We start from the raw sequence: 22,222 nt of genomic DNA, 5'->3' as shown, positions 1-22,222 counted from the left end.
GTGCCGGGGCGGGGTGGGGCGGAAGTCAGATGTACCGGCCCTCGAACCAGGCGCGCGCGGCCCGCGTGTGCAGCGGGAAGGCGAGCTCCTCCGCGCGGCGCAGCAGGCGCCGGCCTTCCGTCTCGTCCGTGGCGGCGAAGGCCGGCAGGCCTTCCGCGGGACGTTCCGGGAGGAGACCGAACAGCAGGAGGTGTCCGTCGGGCGAACTCATGGCGTCCGCGAGTCGCACGTCCCGGCTCGCCGCGTCGATGCCGGTCTCCTCCCGGAGTTCGCGTACGACGGCCTGGCGCCAGTCCTCCCGGTCGTCGATGTACCCGCCGGGCAGGGCCGTGCCTCCGCGCGCGGGGGCGATGGACCGGGTGATGACGACCAGGGCGGTGCCCTTCGCGTCGTACACGGGCTGGAGGGCGACCGCGACCGGCAGTGGGTTGCGATAGGCGACGGCGCCGCATGCCGGGCAGCGCCGGGGCCAGCCGGAGACGTCCGCGCCGAAGGACGTACCGCAGCTCGAACAGTGGGAGTCCGGCACGGGGCCGGGGGCCGGGCCGGGGGTTCGGTTTCTGGGCACGCGCGGACTGTAGCCGATCACGGCGGGGGTGTCTTCGGGGGGCTATGCGGAGCAGCCCCCCGGCCCGCTGTCCGCCCTGCGTGCGGGGGTGTGGAGCACGTCCTGGCGCGCTTCAGACGGTGACGGTCCGGCGGCGCTGGGCCGCCTGTGCCATGGCGTGCTGGACGACACCGATGAGCATCTCCTTGACCGACTCGCGGTCCCGGGCATCGCCCGTCACCAGCGGTACGTGCGCGTCGAGGTCGAGGGCCCGGCGGACGTCCTCGACCGGGTGACGCGGGGCTCCCTCGAAGCAGTTGACGCCGACCAGGAACGGTATGGAGCGCCGTTCGAAGTAGTCGACGGCCGCGAAGCAGTCCTCCAGCCGCCGGGTGTCGGCGAGCACCACGGCCCCGAGGGCGCCCTCGGCGAGCTCGTCCCACATGAACCAGAACCGCTCCTGACCGGGGGTCCCGAAGAGATACAGCACCAGATCCTCGCGGAGCGTGATGCGGCCGAAGTCCATGGCCACGGTGGTGGTGTTCTTCGCCTCCACACCGCTGAGGTCGTCGACCGGGCGTCCGGCCTCGGTGAGCAGTTCCTCGGTGCGCAGCGGCCTGATCTCGCTGACCGCTCCGACGAGCGTGGTCTTGCCCACGCCGAAGCCACCGGCCACCAGGATCTTGAGCGTGACGGGCTCGACCGGGGGTTTGCCGCGCTCAGAACGCCCGAAGATCATCGTCCTTCTCTCCTGCTCGGTGCTCGGTGGGGATCGGGCGGTGGACCGTATCCTCCACCGCCGGGGGTTTCGATGACGAGTACGTCGCCGGCACGGACGTCCGCCGAGTCGCTTCCGCCGAGTTCGGTGACGCTGCCGTCCGCGTGGTCGACCCGGTTGGCGCCGGGCGCGCCGGGCGCGCCGCCCGCCATGCCGTACGGGGGGACCCTGCGGTGCTGGGACAGCGTGGAGACGGTCATGGGTTCCAGGAACCGGATGCGGCGGACCGCTCCGTCCCCGCCGCGCCACCGTCCCGCGCCGCCGCTGCCCGCGCGCACGGCGAACTCCTCGAGGCGGACGGGCAGCCGCCACTCCAGGACCTCGGGGTCGGTGAGCCTCGAGTTGGTCATGTGGGTCTGCACGACGGACGCTCCGGGGAAGCCCTCTCCCGCGCCCGAGCCGGAGGCGACGGTCTCGTAGTACTGGTGGCGGGCGTTGCCGAAGGTGACGTTGTTCATGGTGCCGGAGCCCTCGGCCTGGACGCCGAGCGCCGCGTAGAGGGCGCCGGTGATGCTCTGGGAGGTCTCCACGTTGCCCGCGACGACGGCTGCCGGGTGCCGGGGCGCCAGCATGGAGCCGGGCGGCACGATGATGCGCAGCGGGCGCAGACAGCCGTCGTTGAGCGGGATGTCGTCGGCGACCAGGGTCCGGAAGACGTAGAGGACGGCCGCGTTGACGACGGAGAAGGGGGCGTTGAAGTTGGTGGGGAGCTGTGCCGTGGTGCCGGTGAAGTCGATGGTCGCGGAGCGGCTCTCGCGGTCGACGCGCACGCGCACGCGGATGGTGGCGCCCGAGTCGGTTTCGTAGGTGTACTCGCCGTCGTCGAGGGCGTCGATGACGCGCCGTACCGCGTCCTCGGCGTTGTCCTGCACGTGCCGCATGTACGCCTGGACCACGTCGAGGCCGAAGTTCTCGATCATGCGGCCGACCTCGTCGACGCCCTTCTGGTTGGCGGCGATCTGGGCGCGCAGGTCGGCGAGGTTGGTCTGCGGGTTGCGGGAGGGATACCGCGCTCCGGTCAGGAGGCCGAGTGTCTCGTGCTCGCGGAACCGGCCGTCCTCGGCGAGGAGCCAGTCGTCGAAGAGGACGCCCTCCTCGTCGATGGTGCGGCTGTCGGCGGGCATGGAGCCCGGGGCGATGCCGCCGATCTCGGCGTGATGGCCGCGCGAGGCGACGTAGAAGAGGACCTTCCGGTCACCCTCCGTGGTGTCGCCGCCCACGGTGCCGGGAGAGGTGGTGCCGGGGGACGCGGTGCCGAAGACCGGGGTGATCACGGTGACGTCGGGGAGGTGGGTGCCGCCGTGGTACGGGTCGTTCACGGCGTAGGCGTCGCCCGGACGCATGGTGGCACCGCGCCGCCGGATGACCTCCTTGACGCCGGCGCCCATCGACCCCAGGTGGACGGGGATGTGAGGGGCGTTGGCCACCAGGTTTCCGTCCGGGTCGAAGAGGGCGCAGGAGAAGTCCAGGCGCTCCTTGATGTTGACGGACTGGGCGGTGGACTCGAGGCGGGCGCCCATCTGTTCGGCGATGGACATGAAGAGGTTGTTGAAGACCTCAAGCAGGACCGGGTCGACTTCCGTGTCGAGGTCGGAACTCTGCGTGACAGCGACGCGTTCCATGACCAGATGCCCGTCCTCGGTCGGCGAGGCCCGCCAGCCTTCGTCGACGACCGTCGTGGAGCCGGCCTCGGTGACGATCGCCGGGCCGGAGACGGTCTCGCCGGGGGGAATCTTCTCCCGGTGGTGGAGGGGGACGTCGCGCCAGGCGCCGCCGGTGTGGAGGCGGACGGGCCGCGCAGCCGCGGGGCGGCCCCGGTAGGGGGCGAGGGTGGAGAGATCGGGGGGGTCGGTGATGCCGGTGGCTTCGACGGAGAGGGATTCGACGACGATCGGGCGGTCGAGCGTGAAGGAGTACGTGGCGCGATGACGTTCTTCGAAGGCACGGCGCATGGTGTCGGCGTCGGTCAGTTCGACGGTGAGGGCGGTGTCGGTGCCGTCATAGCGGAGCTGGGCGCGGCGGGTGACCTCGATCCGGTCCTCGGGGACGTCCTCGGCGAGGAGTTCGGCGCGGGCCGCCGCTTCGAGGTCGTCCGCGGTCCGGTGGACGCCGGGCATCGCGGCGGGCTCCAGCGGTGTTTCGGTGGAGCGTTCGCGCATGGCCGTGGTGTCGGCGAGGCCGATGCCGAGCGCGGAGAGGACACCGGCCGCGGGTGGTACGAGGACGGTGCGGATACCGAGGGAGTCGGCGACCATGCACGCGTGCTGCCCGCCCGCACCGCCGAAGGTGGTGAGGGCGTAGCGGGTGATGTCGTGGCCCTTCTGGACGGAGATCCGCTTCACCGCGGCGGCGATGTTGGCGACGGCGATCCGCAGATAGCCCTCGGCGACCTGTTCCGGGGTGCGGTCGTCGCCGGTCCGTTCGCGGATCTCGTGCGCGAGGGTGGTGAAGCGGTCCCGGACGAGTTCGGTGTCGAGGGGCTGGTCGCCGTTCGGGCCGAAGACCGCCGGGAAGTGGTCGGGCTGGATGCGGCCGAGCATGACGTTGGCGTCGGTGACGGCGAGCGGGCCGCCGGCCCGGTAGCAGGCGGGGCCGGGGTCGGCGCCCGCCGAGTCGGGTCCCACGCGGTAGCGGGAGCCGTCGAAGTGGAGGACCGAGCCGCCGCCGGCGGCGACCGTGTGGATGTCCAGCATGGGCGCGCGCAGCCGTACGCCGGAGATCTGGGTGGTGAAGACGCGTTCGTACTCCCCCGCGAAGTGCGAGACGTCGGTGGAGGTGCCGCCCATGTCGAAGCCGATGACCCGGTCGTGGCCGGCCATCTGCGACATGCGGGCCATCCCGACGATGCCGCCGGCCGGACCGGACAGGATGGCGTCCTTGCCGCGGAACTGCGCCGCTTCGGCGAGACCGCCGTTGGACTGCATGAACATCAGCCGTACCCCGTCGAGTTCGTCGGCCACGTGCTGCACGTGACGGCGCAGCACGGGCGAGAGGTAGGCGTCGACGACGGCCGTGTCCCCGCGCGGGACGAGTCGCATCAGCGGGCTGACCTCGCTGGAGAGCGAGATCTGCGGGAAGCCGATGCGGGCGGCGAGTTCGCCGACCGCCTGCTCGTGGGCGGGGTGGCGGTGGCTGTGCATGCAGACCACGGCGACGGCCCGGATGCCGTCGGCGTGGGCCTGGCGCAGCGGCCCGCTCAGGGAGTCTAGGTCCGGGGCCCGCAGGACGGTGCCGTCGGCGGCGATGCGTTCGTCCACCTCGAGGACCCGTTCGTACAGCAGCTCGGGCAGTTCGATGCGGCGGGCGAAGATGGCGGGGCGGTTCTGGTAGGCGATGCGCAGGGCGTCCCGGAAGCCGCGGGTGACGACCAGGAGCGTTCGTTCGCCCGTGCGCTCGAGGAGGGCGTTGGTGGCGACCGTGGTGCCCATGCGTACGGATTCGACGGGTGCACCCGAGCCGGCTAGCAGTTCGCGGATGCCCGCGACCGCCGCGTCGGCGGCGGTGGCCGCCCTGCCGGAACGACGCCGGGAGGGCGCGAGGGCCGGGTTGTCCGAGAGGAGTTTGCGGGTGAGCAGTCGCCCGTCCGGGCGGCGCGCGACGATGTCGGTGAAGGTGCCGCCTCGGTCCACCCAGAACTGCCAGCCTGCCATGTCAGTAACCCGCTTCCGCGCCGTTCACAGCGCTCGGAGGCCGTTGATCACGTCGCGCAGGATACTCTCGTCCGGCAGTTCGGCGGGGGGAACCGGGCGGTTCACGTGGACGGATTCGAGGTCGACGAGGTCTCCGACGAGGACTCGTACCACTCCGACGGGCAGGTCGAGTTCCGCGGCGAGTTCGGCGACGGTCTGCGGCGTGTCACGGCACAGCCCGACGATGTCCACGTGTTCCGGGGAGAGGGTGGGGTCCGCCTCCGGATCGTCCGCGTCGGGTTCGGTGACGACCACCGCGATCAGGTCGAGGCGGTGCTGGGCCGCACTCGAGGTGCGGCCCCGCGTCATGGCATAGGGCCGGACGACCGGTCCGGCCTCCTCGTCGAACCAGTGGCTTCTTCCCTCGCCCTCAGCACTCATGTCATTCCACTACCCTCCTGAGGGCAGATCGGTGCGTGGTTCGGCGTCCAGATGCGGACCGACCCGCTTCACGAGAAGGGTCATCTCGTAGGCGACCTGCCCGACGTCCGAGTCGGCGTCGGCGAGGACTGCGAGACAGCTGCCGTCTCCGGCGGCCGTGACGAACAGGAAGGCCTCGTCGAGTTCGACGACGGTCTGGCGGACATCGCCCGCCTCGAAGTGGCGGCCCACCCCCTTGGCGAGGCTGTGGAATCCGGAGGCCACGGCGGCGAGGTGCTCGCTGTCCTCGCGGGTCAGTTCCCCTGACGCTCCCGTGGCGAGGCCGTCGCCGGAGAGCACGACGGCCTTCCGTATGCTCGCGACGCGGTCCACCAGGTCGTCGAGGAGCCAGTTCAGCTCCCCCTTGCCGCCTTCGGCGTGGCTGGTCGTGTTCGGTGCGGTCATCGACCGTCCCCCTCAGTCGTTCTTGGTCGTTCCTCGTGGTGCTGTCCCGCCGGGGCCGTGATCGGCCTCGGCGTTCTCGTCGCGGCCGCGCTGCCAGCCTCGCTGCAGCGAGGCCATGCGGCTGCGCACTTCCTCCGCGTCCCGTTCGACGGACTGGGATCTTTCCTCGTTCCGTGGTCGCGTACTTCGTTTGAGCTGTGGGGCGAGGCTGGCCTGCCGTACCCGTCGGGGCAGCGATCCGGGGTCGGGCCGGTCGCCTGCGTCCTGCGGGCCGTCCGCGTCCTGCGGGGCGCCGCCGGGGCGGGGCTCCGTGCTCCGTCGTCGGGTGGGCAGGGGCGGCGGTGCGGGCTCCCGTCGCGGGTGGGCGGAGGGGGCGCCGGTGTCGTGGTCCGTCCGCTCTCGGCGGACGTGCCCGTCGCCGACCGGGCGGCCGTGGGAACTGACCAGCTTGGGGACTCCCCTGAGGGGCAGCGGAGCGGGGCCGTTCGTCTGCCCGTCCGTGTCCCTGTCCCTGCTCCCCTCCCTGCCCCTGGTCCGGTCTCTGTCTCTGTCTCTGGTCCTGTCTCTGTCCGGTCCGTCGCGGTTCTCGGGTGCCCGCTGATGCGGCTCACGCCGAGGGCCCGGCCGCTCGTCCTTGGTGCGGGCCGGGGAGCGCCGGGGACGGAGCAGGCCGCCGTGTTCGTCGTCCCCGTCCGTCGGGGCCCCCGGGTAGTCGTCGAGGGCGTCCAGGTCGACGGGGCCCTCGAGTTCGACCGGCCCGTCCAGCAGCGAGGCGGGCAGTCCGGGCCGTTGTACGGGTACCTGGGACAGCGCGGGACGACAGTTTTGCTCTGGTGCCCTCTCCTTGGCGCGCCGGGGCCTGTCGAGGCGGAAGCCGGCTCCGTTGGTGTCCGGGACGTCGTCCGTCAGGAGTGCGTCCGGGATGAAGACGACCGCGGTGGTGCCGCCGTAGGGGGAGGGCTGCAGGGAGACCCGGACGTTCTGCCGCTGCGCGAGACGGCTGACCACGAACAGTCCGAGCCGGTCGGTGTCGGAGAGTTCGAACTCCGTGGTCTCGGCGAGCCGCAGGTTGGCGTCCAGCAGCGCTTCGGCCGCCATGCCGAGCCCTCGGTCGTGGATCTCCAGGGTGAAGCCGTTGGCCACACGCTCGCCCAGGACCTGGACGGCGGTGTGCGGTGGGGAGAACACCGTCGCGTTCTCCAGGAGTTCGGCCACGAGGTGGGTGAGGTCGGCGACGGCGGGGCCGGTGACGGCGACCCGCGGCAGTCTGCGGACCTCGATGCGCTCGTAGTCCTCGACCTCGGCGACGGCGGCACGCACGACGTCCATGAGCTGGACGGGTTTGCGCCACTGCCGGGAGGGCGCGGCCCCGGAGAGGATGACCAGGCCCTCCGCGTGCCGGCGCATGCGGGTGGTCAGATGGTCCAGCCGGAACAGGTCGGCGAGTTCCTCGGTGTCCTCGGTCCGGCGCTCCATGCTGTCCAGCAGAGTGAGCTGCTTGTGCAGCAGGACCTGGCTGCGGCGGGCGAGGTTGACGAACACCTCCGAGACCCCGGAGCGCAGTTCGGCCTGTTTGACGGCCGCCTCCACGGCCGCGCGATGCAGGGTGTTGAGGGCCTGGCCGACCTCGCCCATCTCGTTCCTGGCGTACTCCAGGCGGGGGACCTCGGTCTCGATGTCGACCTGTTCGCCCGCCGAGAGACGGCGCATCACACCGGGCAGTCGCACGCCGGACGCCTCATGCGCCTCGAGACGCAACTGCCGCAGGTCACGGATGAGGCCTCGGCCGATGCGCACGGACAGGACGAGGGAGACGAGGACGGCCACCAGTCCGAGGACGCCGACGACGAGGGCCCGGGTGATGACGTCCATGGCGACCGGCTGGACGCGGTCCTGATGGCGGTCGGTGGCCTGGTCGTCAAGGGCACCGAGTTCCTGGAGCACATGGCCGGCGGCGGTGTCCCAGCTCTTCGCGGTGACTCCGCGGGGCGGCCCGGCGCCGGAGGAGAGGGCCGCCTCCTCGGCGACGCGCAGCGGGGCGGACGCCGCGTTCTTCCAGAAGCTCTCGTAGCGGTCCCGGTCCGCGGCCGGCAACTGCGGCAGAGCGATGTCGTACAGCAGCGTGCGCTGGGCCACGAGGTCGGAGACGTCGCGTACCTCTGTGCGGGACAGTGTGCCGACGATGAGGGCCGAGCCGAGCAGGGCGTCCTCGCGGGCGAGGAGTTCACGGGCGCGGCTGAGGTTGAGCAGAGCGCGGCCCTGCTGGTCCACCTCCACGCTGTCGATGCCGTCGAGGGAGGTCAGAAGGGCGTAGCAGGAGTCCACGAGAAGGTTGTACTGGTCGAGGGCCTCGGCGCGGTTCATCGTGCCCTGCTCGACGCTGCCGCGCAGGGAGTCGATGCCGTCGAACGCGTCCAGGACGGCGGTGAGCCGGTCCTCGCCGCCCGTGCCCAGCCCGTCGCGGGCATCGGGGCCATCCGCGTTCCTGCGGACCTCGGCGATGGCTCCGTCGGTGGCCGTGCGAGTGGTGCGGAGCGCGGAGAGCGTGTCCGAGGCCCGCGGATCGGCGAGATGGACGAGGGTCTGGCGGCGTTCCTGCTGGAGGACGCGGACGGTTCTCTCGATCGGGTGGCCGATGTCCTCGACCGCGGCGGAGACCCGCAACAGCTGAGTGACCGACCGTCCCGTGAACGCCGTGGCGAAGCCCCAGATCGCCGTCAGGGACACCAGCGGCACGAGAAGCAGCGCCACGATCTTCCGGCGGACCGACTTCCCGCGAAAGCGCATGGCCTCCCCCAGCTCGCCCTCGGATGACCGAGAGCACACATGTGCGTCAACAAACGGCGCGAGCCTACTACTGAGCCGCGGCCGACTCGAAGGGTTCTCCGGAATCCGAACTTCCGTACCGACGACGGGACATGGCGAGTTGTCCGTGCATTGTGGGAGATTGCATGCCGGGTCGAGGGGGAGGACCGGTGCCGTTCCGTGGGACCCGACGGGTACAGTTGGCCGATTTCTTTCCTTGTCCGGGAATCTTTGCGACGTGCCGTTCGTCCTTCTCTGTGGGAGATGGGGGCGGAATCGGCCGCAGGGGCCGCGCCTCGCATCCGAGCGGCGTAAATCAGTGCAAGCCGGGCAGTCGTTGGGGAGCCGGGTCTTCGGACGCGAGCGGGCGGACTGCCGGCGGTGGGGAGTTGACACGTTGATGGGCACGGCGGAGCGGTACGAGGCGTCCGGGGACGCCTCGGTGGCGCAGATGACGACGCGGCCGGACACCGAGGCGCCGAACCGCGGCGCCCCCGCGGCGGAGCCCGGAGCCGCGATGGTCGGTACCGGTCCGGGAGGACCGGGCCACGTACCCGGCGAGGGCACCCGCTCGGAGAGGGACGCGCGTCGGCCGCTGTGGGTCGAGGAGCCCGCGCGGCGGCGCCGCCTGCCGGATCCGGTGCGCACGGCGGCCGTACGGGCCGTGCTCATCGTCGCGATGACACTGATCCAGGCCATGGTGGCCCTTCTGTGCACGCTGGCCGGGTCCTGGCTCGCCTTCCCCATGGTCATCAGCAGCATCGTCAGCACGGTCCTGGCCACCTGGGGGGTCCTCGACGTGTGGGTGACGCGCCAGGTCTGGAACCAGCGCAACGGCGTGGTGTCCTCGCCCAGCAGCACCGCTCGGGCCCTGCGGCGCGAGCGGCGCCGCGCCCGTCGCAAGGAGAGGTCCGCCCAGCGTGCGCAGGCACGAATACGCCGCCGGGGCGGGGCCGGCCAGCTGTCCCACCCCTGAGCCGGACGCTTCACTCGGGCGGTCTGATCAGCCGTTCGCCGGGGCGGGCCGTTTGAACATCCGGGTGGCCGTGATCTCGCTGTGCACGGCTTCCCCGTCCGTCGCCTCCTCGGGCAGGCCCGGCCGCAAGTGCTCCTCGACGCTGATGTACTTCAGGCCCGCCCTCAGGTCGGCGTCGTTGCGCAGGCGGATGACCAGTGGGAACTCCGCCAGTGCCGTGGTGTCGAAGAGGCCGGTGGTGTAGAGGAGCTGCACACCGAGCGCGTCGGCGACGGCCCGCTGGAGCTCCAGCAGGTAGGTGGCGTTGGCGCGGCCGATGGGGTTGTCGAGGAACAGGGTGCCGGCGTGCCGGTGCCGTTCCCGGCCCCGGTCGTTGGAGCGCAGCGCGGCCATCGTGCAGTAGAGGGCGATGGCCGCGGTGAGCAGCTGCCCTCCGGAGAACACGTCGCCCATCTGCCCGACGGGGACCCTCTCGGCGCGCAGCACGGCGTCCGGCTTGAGGATCTCGACGGCGATGCCCTTGGGCCGGAGGGCGGCCGCGACTCCGCGCAGCAGCAGGGACATGCCGTCGCGCCGCAGATCGGAGTTCTTGCGCACGGCCGCGCGGGTCGCCTCGTCGATGACCTCGCCGAGCCGTTCGGTGAGGGTCGCCTGGTCGGGTTCCTCGAAGCGGATGCGCAGGAACTCCTGCCCGGACCACTCGCCGAGCCCTTCGGGCAGCCGGGACAGCCGCTGCGCGGAGCGCAGGGTGGCGAGGGCCGACTCGACGAGTCCTCTGAGCCGGTCCACGATCGAGTCGCGGTTGCGTTCCAGTTGTTCGAGCTCGTCGGTGAGGACCCTCAGCCGGGGTGCGAAGGCGTCCGCCCACTTGTGGGCGTGCTCGGGCAGTGCGGAGGCGGGCAGTTCGCGGATCTGCTGCCGTGCGGGGGTGCGGACCTGCTCGTAGCGGGTGGAGTTGGCGTGCCGGACGAGGATGTCGCTCGCCTCGCGCACCGCGGACTCGGTGGCGGACAGGTCGGCGGCGCAGCCCCGCAGTGACCGGCGGGCTTCCGCGGCGGAGTCACGGGCCTCCGCCAGGCTGCCCGGGTAGGGCTCGGGCTGCTCCGGTTCCTCCTCGGACGCGTGTTCACGCAGCAGGTCGCGGAGCATGGCGGCGATCTCGTCGAACCCCGCGGCGGCGTCCTCCGCGGCGCGGTGCGCGTCGAGGAGTTCTCCGTGGGTCCGGCTGGCCCGGTCCAGTTCCTCCGTCCGGGAGGCCAGTTCGGCCGTGGCGGTCCGCAGCAGCGCCTGTGCGTGTTCGGCGTCGCGGGGCACCAGCTCCTCGGGGAGCACGGTGTGCTCCCCGCCCTCCTCGGGTGCGAGCCGCTCCGCCTCGCCGCGCAGCCGTCCGAGTTGCTCGCTCGCGCTCGACATGCGGGTCTCCAGAAGCTGCACCAGCTCCTCGGCGCGGGCCGCGGCGGCCTGGCGGCTCGGGCCGTCCGAACCGTCGGGCGACTGGAGCAACTGCTCCGCGCGGGTGCGGACCTTGTTGCTCAGCCGGTCCAGCTCCGCGCGTGCCGCGCTCTCGTCGCTCTCGGCGCGGGCCTGCTCGGCGCGCAGGTCGGCGCCGACGCCGACCTTCTCGTAGACCTGGGACGCGGCCCGGTACGCCTCGCGCAGGGCGGGCAGGGAGATCTGCGGCGTCTCGGTGCCGTCCTCCGGTACGTCGTCGGGGGCGCCGGCGATCTCGGAGCGTTCGGCGCGCAGCGCCCGCGCGGTGCGTCGGGCGTCGTCTGCGGCCCGCTGCGCGCCGCGGCGGTCCTCGTCGGCGGCCCGCGCGCGCTCCAGGCAGGCCTGGGCGCCGGCCTCCGCCTCGGCGGCGTCGTCGGCCAACTCCCGTAGTCTGGCCTGCCAGCCGCCCCGCTCGCGCAGCCGGAAGGCGAGTCCCGCGAGGGCGTCTGCGGCGCGCCGGGCCTTCTGTGCGGTCTCCTGCCGCTCGTCACGCACTCGAGCGGCCTCGGCGGCGGCCTCCTCGGCCTCCACCCGCAGAGCACGTGCCTCGGCGAGTTCCGCCTCGCACTCCGTCGCGAAGGCGCGGGCACCGTGCGCCGCGCGGGCCAGCTCGGCGAGCCGGCCGGGCGGGCAGCCGGTACGCCAGGAGGTGAGCCGTGCGGTCAGCTCCCGGTCCTTGGCGAGCCGCGCCGCCAGCGCACGGATCTCCTCGTCCCGCGCGGCCGCCCGGACGCGCAGCGCCTGCCGCTCCTCGTCGGCGGCGTGTTCGTCGTGCATGGCCGGGTTCGGCGGTACGAGGAAGACATCCCCGGTGTCCGTGTCCGGCGCCGGGGCCGGCGCGAGCAGGGCGGCGGCCGTGCCGACGGCGACCGTGGACCGGGGCAGCAGGGCCGCGTCGCTCAGGGCCGCGCGGGCGCGGGTGTGGGAGTCCGGGTCGGTGATGATGACGCCGTCGACCAGTTCGGGGCGGGCGGCCAGCACGCGTGCGTGGTCGGCGGGGTCGACGGCCTGGGCGAGATAACGCCAACCGGGCAGGGCGGGGATGCCGTGCTCACCGAGGTACTCGACCGTGGCCAGCACGTCCGGGCCGGGCGGCAGCAGTCCGCCGTCTCCGAGGGCGCCCAGGATGCGGGCGTCGTCGGCGGCGGCGGTGCGCAGTTCGAACAACTGGCGTTCGGCGGAGGAGACCGCGTCGTCGAGCAGTTCGCGCAGGTCGTCGGCGAAGCGGTCCAGTTCCGTGGCGGTGAGGGCGCCTTCTGCCGGACGGCCGTCCGGTTCGGCATCCGTGTCGGGGCGGGGCCGCGGGACCGAGGGGCGGGCGTCGGTGGCGGTCAGGCCCAGCAGCTCGGCCGGCCGTTCCTCGGCGGCCAGGGCCTGCGCGGTGCGGAGCTCGCCCTCGTGGGCGCGGTCGGCCGCCGTGGCCGCGTCCGCCGCGCGGGCTGCGGTGAGTTCCGCGCGCGCCTGGGTGGCGGCGGCCTCGCGCGCGTGCTCGGTCGCCCTGCGGGCCGCTTCGCGGGCCGAGTCCCAGGCGGCGACCGCGGTCTTCTCCGCGTCGCCGGCCGCGAGGGCGGCGCGGGCCGGGTCGGCGTCGGGGGCGCTGTCGTCGAGCCAACCGGCCCGGACGGCCTCGGCGGTCTCCTGCTCGACCTCGGCGAGGCGCTGCCTGAGGTGGCCGATCTCGCTGCGGGCCCGCTGTGCCTCGGTGGCGGCGGCGGTGGCGTCGCGGTGGGCCGCGTCGCTGACCTCCTGGAGGGCGGCGGACCGCTCCTCCTCCTCGTTGGCGAGGTTCTCGGCGTTCTGTGCGGCGGTGTGCAGGGCGCGTACGAGGGCGACGGCGGCCTCGGCGCGGGCGGCCAGCGCGGGGGCCGCGTCCCGTTCGGCCTCCTGGATCGCGGCCGAGACCCTGGCGGCCCGGTCGGCGGCGGCGCGGTGGCGCAGCGCCGCCTCGGCGGCCTGCCAGGCCGAGTACAGGGTGCGTGCGTCGGCGAGTTCCCGTTTCTGGGCGGCGGCGGACTTCTCGGCCGCGGTGAGCGCCAGGGAGGCGTGCCGATAGGCGATCTCCGCCGAGACCAGCGCGCTGTGTTCGCGCGCCGTCCCGGCCCGGGTGACGGCGTGGGCGGCGGCGGTGACGCGCTGCGCGAGGTCTGCGGCGCGGACGCGTTCCTGGTGGCCGCGCGCGGAGAGCCTGCGGGCCAGGGTGCGGGTGCGGCGTTCGGCCGCGGTGTGGATCTCCCGCGCCCGGGTACGGGCGCCGGCCGCTTCGACGATCCTGCCGAGCAGTTCGACGGACCCGGCGGTGAAGTCCCGTTCGGCGATCAGCTCGGCGCGCCGGCCCAGCTTGTTGCCGAAGCCGCCGACCAGGTCGGCGAGTCCGTCGGTGTCACGGGTGTCCGTGACGGCGCGCAGCAGCAGATCGGTGAAGTCCGAGTCCTTCTTGACCGCGAAGAGGCCGGCCGCCTCGCCCTCGTCGGCGTTCATTTCCCGCTGGTAGCGGAAGAGTTCGGGGTCGAGTCCCAGGTCGCCGAGGTGCTCGGTCCAGCGCTCGTGGGTCTCCTCCCAGTGCACCTCCAGGTGCGGGTACGTCCTGCCTGCCTCGGTGAGCGCGTCCCGGAAGCCCTTCATGGTGCGGCGGCGGCCCCGTGCGCCCGACTGGCCGTCGGCGGGCGGCCGTACGGTGGTGGCCTCCGCGACGGGAAGGTTGTCCAGGCTGAGTCCCGGGCCGGGCCGCAGCGAGTACCAGGCCTCGGCGAACTTCCTCGGGTCGTTGGAGACCTGGCGGCCGCGCCATTCACTGGCCTTGCCGACGACGACGCACTCGCCGGTCAGCACGTGCTGCCACTCCAGCGCCACGTGTCCGCAGTCGTCGGCCAGCAGGAACTTGCGCAGCACTCCGGAGCTCGCGCCGCCGAGGGTGTTGCGGTGGCCCGGGAGCATCACGGAGAAGATCAGCTTCAGCAGGACGGACTTGCCTCCGCCGTTCTCCAGGAAGAGCACCCCGGCGGGCGCGGGCCGACGGGGCGGGCCCACCGGCTCCTCCGCGAAGAACTCCGCCTGCGTCGGCGCGGGTTCGGGCACGGTCTCGCCGACACCGCGCAGGTCGAGCACGGTGTCGGCGTAACGCGCGCCGGCGGGCCCGATGGAGTAGAGGCGGACCCGGGACAGCTCGTACATGGCGGACTCTCGAAGTCTTCGGCAGATCGGGGTGGTTCGGGAACAGGAACGGAGATGGGGACGGGAACGAGGTGAGGACGTGCTGCGGCGGGGCCGGCTCAGACGGAGTGGAACGGCAGACCGGCGCCGGCCACCAGTTCCAGGTCCTCACCGCTGTCCGCGGGCAGCAGGGTCGGGGTCCCGTCGGTGACCGGGACGATGCCCAGTTCCAGCAGTTCGGCCATGGCCGCGCCGCCCGCCAGCTCGCGCACCTGGAGCTGATAGCGGGCCGTGGTGCGGTAGGTGCCGCCGTGGTCGTCGCCGGTGCGCTGCAGGAACCCGGAGTCGGTGAGGAACGTGACGGCCTTGGCGACGATGCCGGTGGTCGAGCCCGCCAGTCGGCGTGCGTCCTTGGTGGCGCCGGTCGCGCTGCGTCTCGCCCAGATCCGCCAGGCCGTCTCCAGCCCCGGGGCGTCGCTGGCCGGGTCGGTGTTCTCGCCCTGTTCCGCGGCCCGCTCCTCCAGACGGTGGCAGGCCTGGCGTACGAAGGCGTCGACGCCGTTGACGGTGACCCGGCCGATGTAGGCGTCGTCGGCGAGGTCCTCGGGACGCGGGAACGCCATGACGGCCACGGCGAGGTGGGCGAGCCCGTGCAGGAACCGGTCGCCACCGTCGGCGGAGGTCCGCCGTGCGTAGTCGCCCATACGGACGGCGAACACCGACTCCTCGGCCGCGGTCACGGCCATCCCCGCGCGCGGGGACACCTCGAGCACGATCAGGCCGAGGCCGGTGGCCACGGCGTCGGCGAGGCGCGCGAACGGAGGGTCCTCGCGGTAGCGGCGCAGCAGGTCCGCGTACTCCTGGTCGCGGGCCGGCTGCAGCTTGGGCTGGAGGCCGAAGGCGACGAGCCGCGCCGCGTCGGCGGCGTCGGCGGGTGTGACGGCGGTGCTCGCCGGCGCGGTGGAGGGCTCCGCCTCGCTCCACTCGGCATGCTCGCTCATGGACACGGTTCCTCCTCGCGCCGGCGAACGACGGTGCCGGGGACGACAGCGGTGACGGGGGCGACGACGGTACCGGCGGCCGGCCCGGAGCCCGCGCCCACCGCCGGCCCTCCGGGGTCCGGCAAAAGGCCCATCAGGCCGCCTCCGTCCGGTCCGCGGCCATCCCCGCCGCGTCCAGCAGGGCCGTACCGACGATGAGATCGGCGCCGCCGAACTCGGGGTCGTCCAGTTCCACACCGTCGTCCACCGCGAAGAGCAGGCGCCGCTCGCCCTGACGGTAGGCGGTGCCGACCGGCGGGCTGGCCGCGTGGACCGCCAGCAGGGCCACCAGGTACGGAAGTTCGGGGTCCTGGCCGCGGGCCTCGGCGAGCAGTCCGGACAGCCGTCGGGGCGCGTCGGCCGGCAGTTCCAGCAGGGTGGTCGCGGCCGCCAGCTGCTCCTCGGTGAAGCGGCTGTCGTCGGGTGTGGCGATCAGGTCGGGTTCCGGCATCTCGGCGCCCAGGTGCTCCCGCTCCACCGCCGGGGTCAGCAGGATGTCGACGAGGTCGGCGACCCGGACGGACACCGGGGTGCGCAGCCCGGTGCCGCGGGCGAAGAAGGCGTCGGTGACCCGGACCGCCTGCTCCAGGGGCAGCGGGAGCAGGGGGGAGAGGAGGTGTCCGTAGAGGTCCGTGCCCGAGGTCGAGGCCGGCGTGGCGAAGGCCTGCCGGTCCTGTTCGGCCCGGAACAGCGGGCCGGCCTCCAGCAACCGGGACTGCAACTGGGTGTGCCGACGGATGCAGTCCTTGACGATGTCCACCAGCTCTGCGGCCCTGCGTTTGTGCTCGGGGTCCTCCGATTCGTCCCGGGCCTTGCGGATGTTGGTGAGGATCGCGTTCTCGTGGCGGTACCGGTCCGCGACGTGGTCCAGGGCCTCGGCGATCATGTCGGGGACGGCGCTCAGCCAGTCCACCGCGCGTACGTTGCGCCGGGTGGCGTCCAGGGCGCGGCGCAGCGATTCGGAGTACTGCACGGTCCGGTAGCGGGCCTGCTCGGCGGCGAGCTGGGCGTCGGCGAGCCTGCCCCGGCTGATCAGCACCTCGAGCTTGACCTCGGCGGCTATCTGGGCACTGGTGACATCGGTGTCCAGGGCGCCGACCAGGACGTTGACCGCCTCGTCCGTGGTCCGCAGGTAGACGGTGCCGCCGGGGCCGGGGACCTCCTCGATCAGCTTGAAGTCGTAGTCGCGGCGGACATAGCTGCCGTCCGCGCCGAACACTCCGTACACCGCGCGGAAGCCGCGGTCGACGCTGCCGACGTTGATCAGGTTCTCCAGGACCCAGCGGGCCACCCGCTCGTGCTCGGCGGCCGGTCGGCGGGGTGCCTGGGCGGCGATGCGCGGAACGAGCCGGGCGACTATCTGGTCGTGGTCGGCACCGGTGTCGAAGTCCATGTTCAGCGTGACCAGGTCGATGGCCGCCAGGGCGACCTCCGCCATGCCGTACACCGAGTACTCGCCGGCCAGGTTGACCTTGCGGGCGTCCAGGTCGTGCAGCGGCGCGGTGCAGGCGAGTGCGCGCAGCCGCCGGGCCAGCCCCTCGTCGGCCGCCGGGCCCGGCGCGGGCCGCGGGCCCGCGCTGAGCTGGGGCGGAGCACTGTCCGTCGATGCAGGTGAAGTCACGGTGCACAGACTAGGTCCTCAGTCCGACAACGACCCAAACGACGCAGATGCGCCCCGGTGTCACGGTCGTCACACCGCTCCGGCCCCACGGGGCCCCGGGGGCTCCCCCGCCGTCAGCGCGGCCAGTGCCGCCGACACCGCGGCGGAGGTCCGCAGGTCGAGCCGGACGCTCGTCCCCCGCACGCGGTGCCGCAGGTCGTCGGCGGCGAGCGCGAGGAGTTGGGGCAGCAGATCGGTGCACCGACGCGCCACCCATCCGGTGCCGGCGGTGGCCAGCCACCACAGGCTCTCCGTCAGGGTGGGCGCCGCGGACTCCGGTTCGGACGAGGGCGCGGGACCGGGGGCGAGACCGCGTTCCGCCAGCAGCTCGTGGAACCTCACGGCCAGTTGGCGGTGTCCCCGCTCGCCCGGGTGCATCCGGTCCGCGCTCCACATCGTGCGGTCGGTGACCCAGTCACCGTCGCTCGCGTGCAGGTGCACCGCGCCGTAGCGGTCGGACAGCGCGTGGACGACGGTGTTGACCGCGCGCTGCCGACGGGCGAGCGGCCTGGCCAGTGCTCCGGGCAGGCCCAGGGTGCCGCCGGGGTCGGGCAGGCACGCGGTGAGCAGCACGGCGCCCCGGGCCGCGCAGGCCGCGTACACCTGGTCCAGCCGCCTGGCCACGGCGTGGATGTCGAAGCCCTGGCGCAGGGTGTCGTTGACCCCGACGACGACCGACACGAGGTCGGGCCTCAGGTCCAGTGCCCCGGGGAGTTGGCCTTCGAGCACGTCGTGCGTCTGCGCTCCGCTCCTCGCCAGGTTGGTGAACCGTACGGGCCGCTCGCCCAGCGACCCGGCGAGCAGCGCGGCCCAGCCCCGCCAGCCGTCACCGGCGCGGTCCCCGACGCCCTCGGTCAGCGAGTCGCCGAGGGCCACGAACCGCACGGGTCTCATCTCGGGCCTCCCGGTACCGCGGACGCGTGCCGGACCGGCGCCATGTCCTCCCGCTCGCCCTCCCGCACAGCCGTCCGCGGGGCCTCGTGGGCGTCGAGGAACGCCGTCACGGCCGCTTCCCACCCGAAGCGCTCCGCACGCGCGCGTGCCGCCGCGCGCCGTTCCGTCTCCGGCCGCCCCAGCAGGAGTTCGACGGCGTCCGCGAACGACTCCCCCCGGTCCCCCGCGACCGCCCCGGCGGGGCCGATCACCTCCGGCAGCGCGGACGAGGTGCTCGCCACCACGGGGGTGCCGCACGCCATCGCCTCCAGCGCGGCGAGCCCGAAGGTCTCCGCGGGTCCCGGCGCCAGGCACACGTCCGCGGAGGCCTGGAGCGCGCCGAGGAGCGCCCGGTCCAGGACGTGCCCCAGGAAGACGACCGGCAGTCCGCGTTCCCGGGCACGCTGTTCGAGCCTCGGCCGCAGCGGTCCGTCCCCCGCCACCACCAGCACCGCCCGCCGCCCGCGCCGCAGCAGTGCCTCCAGTGCGTCCAGCGCCGTCCCGGGCCGCTTCTCCACGGACAGCCGGGTGCAGGTCACCAGCAGCGTTTCCGTCACGCGCGCGTGACGGGCCCGCAGCCCCGGGTCGTGCAGTGAGGGGTGCCGCTCCGTCAGGTCGACACCGAGCGGGGCCCGTACGACGTTGCGGGCGCCGATCCTGGCGAACTCCCGCTCGGCGAACCCGGTGGTGCACACGACCCGCGCGTAGGTGTGGGCGGTGCGGACGTTGAGGGCGTCGGCGGTGCGCCGCGCGACCCCCTCCGGCAGCCCCCAGGTGCGCAGCACGCCGTCGGCGGTCTCGTGGGAGACCATGACCGCGGGTACCCGGGCCCGCCGCGCCCATCTGCCGGTCCAGCGCAGGGTCGTACGGTCGGACACCTCGAGCCGGTCGGGAGCGAGTCCCTCCAGCAGGGTGGCGATCCGCCGTTTGTCGGTGAGGACACGGTAGCCGCCGGTGCCGGGCAGGAGCGGGCCCGGCAGGGTGATCACCCGCCCCTGCTCGGTCTCCCGGTCGCTCTCCCGCTCACCGGGGACGACGAGCACGGGCTCGTGTCCCGCCGCCCGGTAGCCCCTGCCGAGCTCCCGCAGCGCGGTGCGCAGGCCGCCGGAGGCCGGCGCGACGAAGTTCGCGAGCCGCACGATCCGCAGCGGGCCGTCGACGTCCCGCGGGCCGTCGACGCCCGGCACATCGGACGGCGGGTTTCCCGTCGCCACCGGTCCGTTCACACCGCCACCGCCGTTCTGCGCCCGGCGAGCACATCCGTGTAGTAGCCGATCAGCCGGTCCCCGACGGCCGCCCAGGTACGGCCCTCGACCGTCGCGCGCCCCGCTGCCCCGTAGGCGGCCCGCAGTCGGGGGTCGGCGGCCAGGGACCACACCGCGTCCCGTACCGCGGCCGCGTCGCACGGCGGCACCAGGAACCCGGTGCGCCCGTGCGCGACCAGGTCCAGTGGGCCGCCCACGGCGGGCGCGACCACGGGCACGCCGCTCGCCATGGCCTCCTGCACGGTCTGGCAGAAGGTCTCGAACGGTCCCGTGTGGGCGAAGACGTCCAGCGAGGCGAAGATCCTCGCGAGTTCGTCACCGGTACGCCGTCCCAGGAAGACCGCGCCGGGCATGGCCTGCTCCAGGCCCGGCCGGCTGGGGCCGTCGCCCACGACGACGACCCGCACTCCCGGCAGGGTGCTCGTTCCGGCCAGCAGCTCGACCTGCTTCTCGGGGGCGAGCCGGCCGACGTAGCCGACGATCAGCTCGCCGTTCGGGGCGAGTTCCCGGCGCAGTGCCTCATTGCGCAGTTCGGGCCGGAAACGGACGGTGTCCACGCCGCGCGGCCACAGTTCGACCCTGGGGACGCCGTGTTCCTGAAGGTCTCTTCGCGCGGCGCCGGACGGGGCGAGGGTGAGGTCGGCGGCCGAGTGCACGGACCGGATCCGACGCCAGGCCGCGGCCCCGCCCGCGCCCATGTACGTGCGGGCGTACCCGGCGAGGTCGGTCTGGTAGACGGCCACGGCCGGCAGGTCGAGCCGCGAGGCCGCCGCCATCCCGCGCGCACCGAGCACGAAGGGGCTGGCCAGATGGACGAGATCGGCCCGGTGCTCGGTGATCGCCGCGGTGACACGCCGGCTGGGGAGGGCGACGCGGACCTGGGGGTAGCCCGGGAGCGGGAGGGAGGGGATCCGGACGACGGGGCACGGGGCCCGGTCGTCCGGTGCGTCACCCGCGGTGGCGGGGACGGCGGGGGCGACGACCACAGGACTGTGACCGCGGTCCACGAGGTGCCGTGCGGTCTGGAGCGCGCAGTGAGCCACGCCGTTCACGTCAGGGGGAAAGGATTCGGTCACGATGACGACTCGCATACGGGTGTTCTCGCCGCGCCGGACGTGGCCACGTCAAAGTGGATCTTTCCGGCCGGGGAACGTCCCGTGAGCGTTGCCTCGCACACCCACCGGGGTCGAACGCCGGCCATGCGCTCCTGTCCCACGGGTCGTCCGGCGTTCACACCGCGCGCCCCGGACGGGTCACACGACGGTCTCCCCGGGACCGATCCGGCTGCGTACGGCGGTCTGCACCTCGGCCTCCTCGGCCGGGTCGGCGGCGAGCCGGCGCAGACGCTCGAAAACCCGGGCGTCGCCGGTCTCGGCGTGCCGTGCGGCGATCTCGCGCGTGGACTCCTCGCAGTCCCAGAGGCACTCGACGGCGAAGCCGACGCCGAAGGAGGGGTCTGTGGCGGCGAGTGCGCGGGCGGCCCGGCCGCGCAGATGGGAGGAGGCGGTCTCCCGGTAGACGTGGCGGAGCACGGGAGCGGCGCAGGCGATGCCCAGGCGGCCGGCGCCGTCGACGAGGGTCCACAGGGACGGCGCGTCCGGGCCCTCACCCCGCACCGCCTCGCGCAGCGCGGCGAGGACCAGGTCGCGGTCCTGTGCACCGCCCCGGAGGGCGAGGACACGGCCGGCGGCGGCGCCCAGGGCGTCGGGCCGGTGGGCCCAGCGGCGCGCACGGTCGACGGCGGCGAGACTGCACATGCGTTCGAACGCGGCGACGGCGGTCTCCACGACGGGCGCCGGCCCGGTGGCCACGGCGCCCTCGATCAGGGTGAGGGCGTCCGGGTCATTGCTGTCGGCGAGGTAGCGCAGGGCCGTGCAGCGGGCCCCCTCGGCGCCGTCCACGGCGGCCCGGACGATCTCGGGCCGGTCCTCCGGTCCCGCCACGGCGCTCAGGCAGCGGGCGGCCGGGACATGCAGGGCGGCGCCGCGTTCGATTCCTTGCTGGGCCCATTCGAAGACGGCCCGCACGCTCCACCCGGGGCGGGGACCGGTGGGGCGCATCTGCCGCTGCCAGCGGTCGAAGCAGCCGGCCTCCTGGGCGCCGCGCACGCGCGTGGCGACGGATGCGCGTGGATCGTCGGCCCACAGGCGCCAGGGCCGCGGCTCGAAGGCGTCGCGGACGGCGGCGGCCAGTTCGGCCTCGCCCTCGGCGTCGGCGGGGAACCGCGCGAGCACCGGGGCGGCGAGGGCGCGCAGCCCCGCGTCGTCGTCCCGGAGGGCGAGTTCGTCCAGGGCCCAGGCCCAGTTGGAGCCCTGGGCGGCGTACCTGCGCAGCAGGGCGAGCGCGTCCTGCCTGCCGTAGGAGGCGAGGTGTCCGAGGACCGCGAGGGCGAGCCCGGTGCGTGACTCCTCGGTGTCGAGGAGGTCCTCGGCCCCGAAGAGGTGGGCCTCGATCGCGTCCAGTTCGCCGTGCAGATCGAGGTAGAGGCGGGCGTAGTAGAGGGAGCGGTTCTCCACCTGCCAGTCGTGGCGCGGATCGTGCAGCACGCAGTGGTTCAGCGCCGCGAGCGTTTCGGAGCGCGGGGCGGTGAGCGCGTGCAGCGTGCCGTCGCCGCGGCCCCGCTGAAGCAGGCCGAGCAGCGTACCGCTGGGCGCTATGACCGGATCGAACATGGGAAACAGCCTCACATCAAGCGTCGACGCAACCGGGGACGTGCATTACCTGGCCGCGTGCCAACACGTCGGGGCGCCCGCCGTTTCCTGCTTGCTGTAGACCATCTTCCTCTGCCTCTCGTCGGTGGCCCGAGCGGGCCGCGTCACGGTCCGCGCGGTGCGGCAACACCTGCCCAGCCATCACGTCCGTGAATCACGTCGTCATGATGACCCGGCGGTCACATCTGCCGCGACCGAATTCCGGCGGCCTCGCACCGCCTCTCCGTTTCCCGTGGTTTCCCACGGTTTCCGGGGTTTCCGGGGTTTCCGCAACTCCCGCGGTTGCCGTGACTTCCGCGGTTGCCGCGGTTCCCCCGGTGCCGTGCCCGCGCCGGCCGGAGCGCTCGGCGCG

At 73.5% G+C, this 22,222-nt stretch carries 13 protein-coding genes and 1 pseudogene; 1 reads left to right on the top strand and 13 read right to left on the bottom strand.

Annotated features, from left to right (window positions below):
* Positions 1 to 25: 25 nt before the first annotated feature.
* From ACWEQO_RS16100 to ACWEQO_RS16075, 6 genes and pseudogenes are all read right to left on the bottom strand, one after another.
* Complete coding sequence (locus ACWEQO_RS16100; RefSeq protein WP_452983323.1) at positions 26 to 568, bottom strand: NUDIX domain-containing protein; 543 nt, start codon at positions 566 to 568, stop codon at positions 26 to 28.
* Between the two features lie 112 nt (positions 569 to 680).
* Positions 681 to 1,286, bottom strand: a complete 606-nt coding sequence (locus ACWEQO_RS16095) for a GTP-binding protein (protein ID WP_361458055.1) — start codon at positions 1,284 to 1,286, stop codon at positions 681 to 683.
* Positions 1,267 to 4,975: pseudogene (locus ACWEQO_RS16090) on the bottom strand (hydantoinase B/oxoprolinase family protein). The gene ACWEQO_RS16095 and the pseudogene ACWEQO_RS16090 overlap by 20 nt, the downstream one beginning before the upstream one ends.
* A 24-nt stretch (positions 4,976 to 4,999) precedes the next feature.
* Positions 5,000 to 5,395 (bottom strand): DUF742 domain-containing protein, encoded by a 396-nt coding sequence (locus ACWEQO_RS16085; RefSeq protein WP_361458052.1) that lies wholly within the window; start codon positions 5,393 to 5,395, stop codon positions 5,000 to 5,002.
* Between the two features lie 9 nt (positions 5,396 to 5,404).
* Complete coding sequence (locus ACWEQO_RS16080; protein WP_361458049.1) at positions 5,405 to 5,839, bottom strand: roadblock/LC7 domain-containing protein; 435 nt, start codon at positions 5,837 to 5,839, stop codon at positions 5,405 to 5,407.
* 12 nt (positions 5,840 to 5,851) lie between these two features.
* Positions 5,852 to 8,626: a nitrate- and nitrite sensing domain-containing protein gene (locus ACWEQO_RS16075; protein WP_452983318.1), complete on the bottom strand. Its 2,775-nt coding sequence runs from the start codon at positions 8,624 to 8,626 to the stop codon at positions 5,852 to 5,854.
* 418 nt (positions 8,627 to 9,044) lie between these two features.
* On the opposite strand from ACWEQO_RS16075, the gene ACWEQO_RS16070 reads away from it, so the two are divergent.
* A complete protein-coding gene (locus ACWEQO_RS16070; protein WP_361458043.1) occupies positions 9,045 to 9,620 on the top strand; it encodes a hypothetical protein in 576 nt (191 codons plus the stop codon).
* A 27-nt stretch (positions 9,621 to 9,647) separates the two neighbouring features.
* On the opposite strand, the gene ACWEQO_RS16065 is transcribed toward ACWEQO_RS16070, so the two are convergent.
* The 7 genes from ACWEQO_RS16065 to ACWEQO_RS16035 form a co-directional block, all read right to left on the bottom strand.
* A complete protein-coding gene (locus ACWEQO_RS16065) occupies positions 9,648 to 14,282 on the bottom strand; it encodes a hypothetical protein (RefSeq protein WP_452983315.1) in 4,635 nt (1,544 codons plus the stop codon).
* A 98-nt stretch (positions 14,283 to 14,380) separates the two neighbouring features.
* Positions 14,381 to 15,262 carry a hypothetical protein gene (locus tag ACWEQO_RS16060; RefSeq protein ID WP_452983312.1) on the bottom strand — a complete coding sequence of 294 codons (882 nt, stop codon included), beginning with the start codon at positions 15,260 to 15,262 and terminating at the stop codon, positions 14,381 to 14,383.
* A gap of 133 nt (positions 15,263 to 15,395) precedes the next feature.
* Positions 15,396 to 16,922, bottom strand: a complete 1,527-nt coding sequence (locus ACWEQO_RS16055) for a hypothetical protein (protein ID WP_361458034.1) — start codon at positions 16,920 to 16,922, stop codon at positions 15,396 to 15,398.
* Between the two features lie 69 nt (positions 16,923 to 16,991).
* Complete coding sequence (locus tag ACWEQO_RS16050) at positions 16,992 to 17,855, bottom strand: SGNH/GDSL hydrolase family protein (protein WP_452983308.1); 864 nt, start codon at positions 17,853 to 17,855, stop codon at positions 16,992 to 16,994.
* Entirely contained in the window at positions 17,852 to 19,081 is a 1,230-nt protein-coding gene (locus ACWEQO_RS16045) for a glycosyltransferase (RefSeq protein WP_361458091.1), read from the bottom strand. The genes ACWEQO_RS16050 and ACWEQO_RS16045 overlap by 4 nt, the downstream gene beginning before the upstream one ends.
* A 35-nt stretch (positions 19,082 to 19,116) precedes the next feature.
* Entirely contained in the window at positions 19,117 to 20,250 is a 1,134-nt protein-coding gene (locus ACWEQO_RS16040; protein WP_452983305.1) for a glycosyltransferase family 4 protein, read from the bottom strand.
* Between the two features lie 162 nt (positions 20,251 to 20,412).
* Positions 20,413 to 21,831 carry a HEAT repeat domain-containing protein gene (locus ACWEQO_RS16035; RefSeq protein ID WP_452983303.1) on the bottom strand — a complete coding sequence of 473 codons (1,419 nt, stop codon included), beginning with the start codon at positions 21,829 to 21,831 and terminating at the stop codon, positions 20,413 to 20,415.
* Positions 21,832 to 22,222 lie beyond the last annotated feature (391 nt).

The sequence above is a fragment of the Streptomyces sp. NPDC004051 genome (genome assembly GCF_053604275.1).
The sequence above is the reverse complement of the archived record's forward strand: the minus strand, read 5'-3'. Positions and strand labels throughout refer to the sequence as shown.

Coding starts and splice junctions, on each gene's coding strand:
- ACWEQO_RS16050 (WP_452983308.1), bottom strand. CDS start 17,855: ATGAGACCCGTGCGGTTCGTGGCCCTCGGCGACTCGCTGACCGAGGGC.
- ACWEQO_RS16060 (WP_452983312.1), bottom strand. CDS start 15,262: ATGAGCGAGCATGCCGAGTGGAGCGAGGCGGAGCCCTCCACCGCGCCG.
- ACWEQO_RS16040 (WP_452983305.1), bottom strand. CDS start 20,250: ATGCGAGTCGTCATCGTGACCGAATCCTTTCCCCCTGACGTGAACGGC.
- ACWEQO_RS16035 (WP_452983303.1), bottom strand. CDS start 21,831: ATGTTCGATCCGGTCATAGCGCCCAGCGGTACGCTGCTCGGCCTGCTT.
- ACWEQO_RS16075 (WP_452983318.1), bottom strand. CDS start 8,626: ATGCGCTTTCGCGGGAAGTCGGTCCGCCGGAAGATCGTGGCGCTGCTT.
- ACWEQO_RS16070 (WP_361458043.1), top strand. CDS start 9,045: ATGGGCACGGCGGAGCGGTACGAGGCGTCCGGGGACGCCTCGGTGGCG.
- ACWEQO_RS16065 (WP_452983315.1), bottom strand. CDS start 14,282: ATGTACGAGCTGTCCCGGGTCCGCCTCTACTCCATCGGGCCCGCCGGC.
- ACWEQO_RS16080 (WP_361458049.1), bottom strand. CDS start 5,839: ATGACCGCACCGAACACGACCAGCCACGCCGAAGGCGGCAAGGGGGAG.
- ACWEQO_RS16085 (WP_361458052.1), bottom strand. CDS start 5,395: ATGAGTGCTGAGGGCGAGGGAAGAAGCCACTGGTTCGACGAGGAGGCC.
- ACWEQO_RS16095 (WP_361458055.1), bottom strand. CDS start 1,286: ATGATCTTCGGGCGTTCTGAGCGCGGCAAACCCCCGGTCGAGCCCGTC.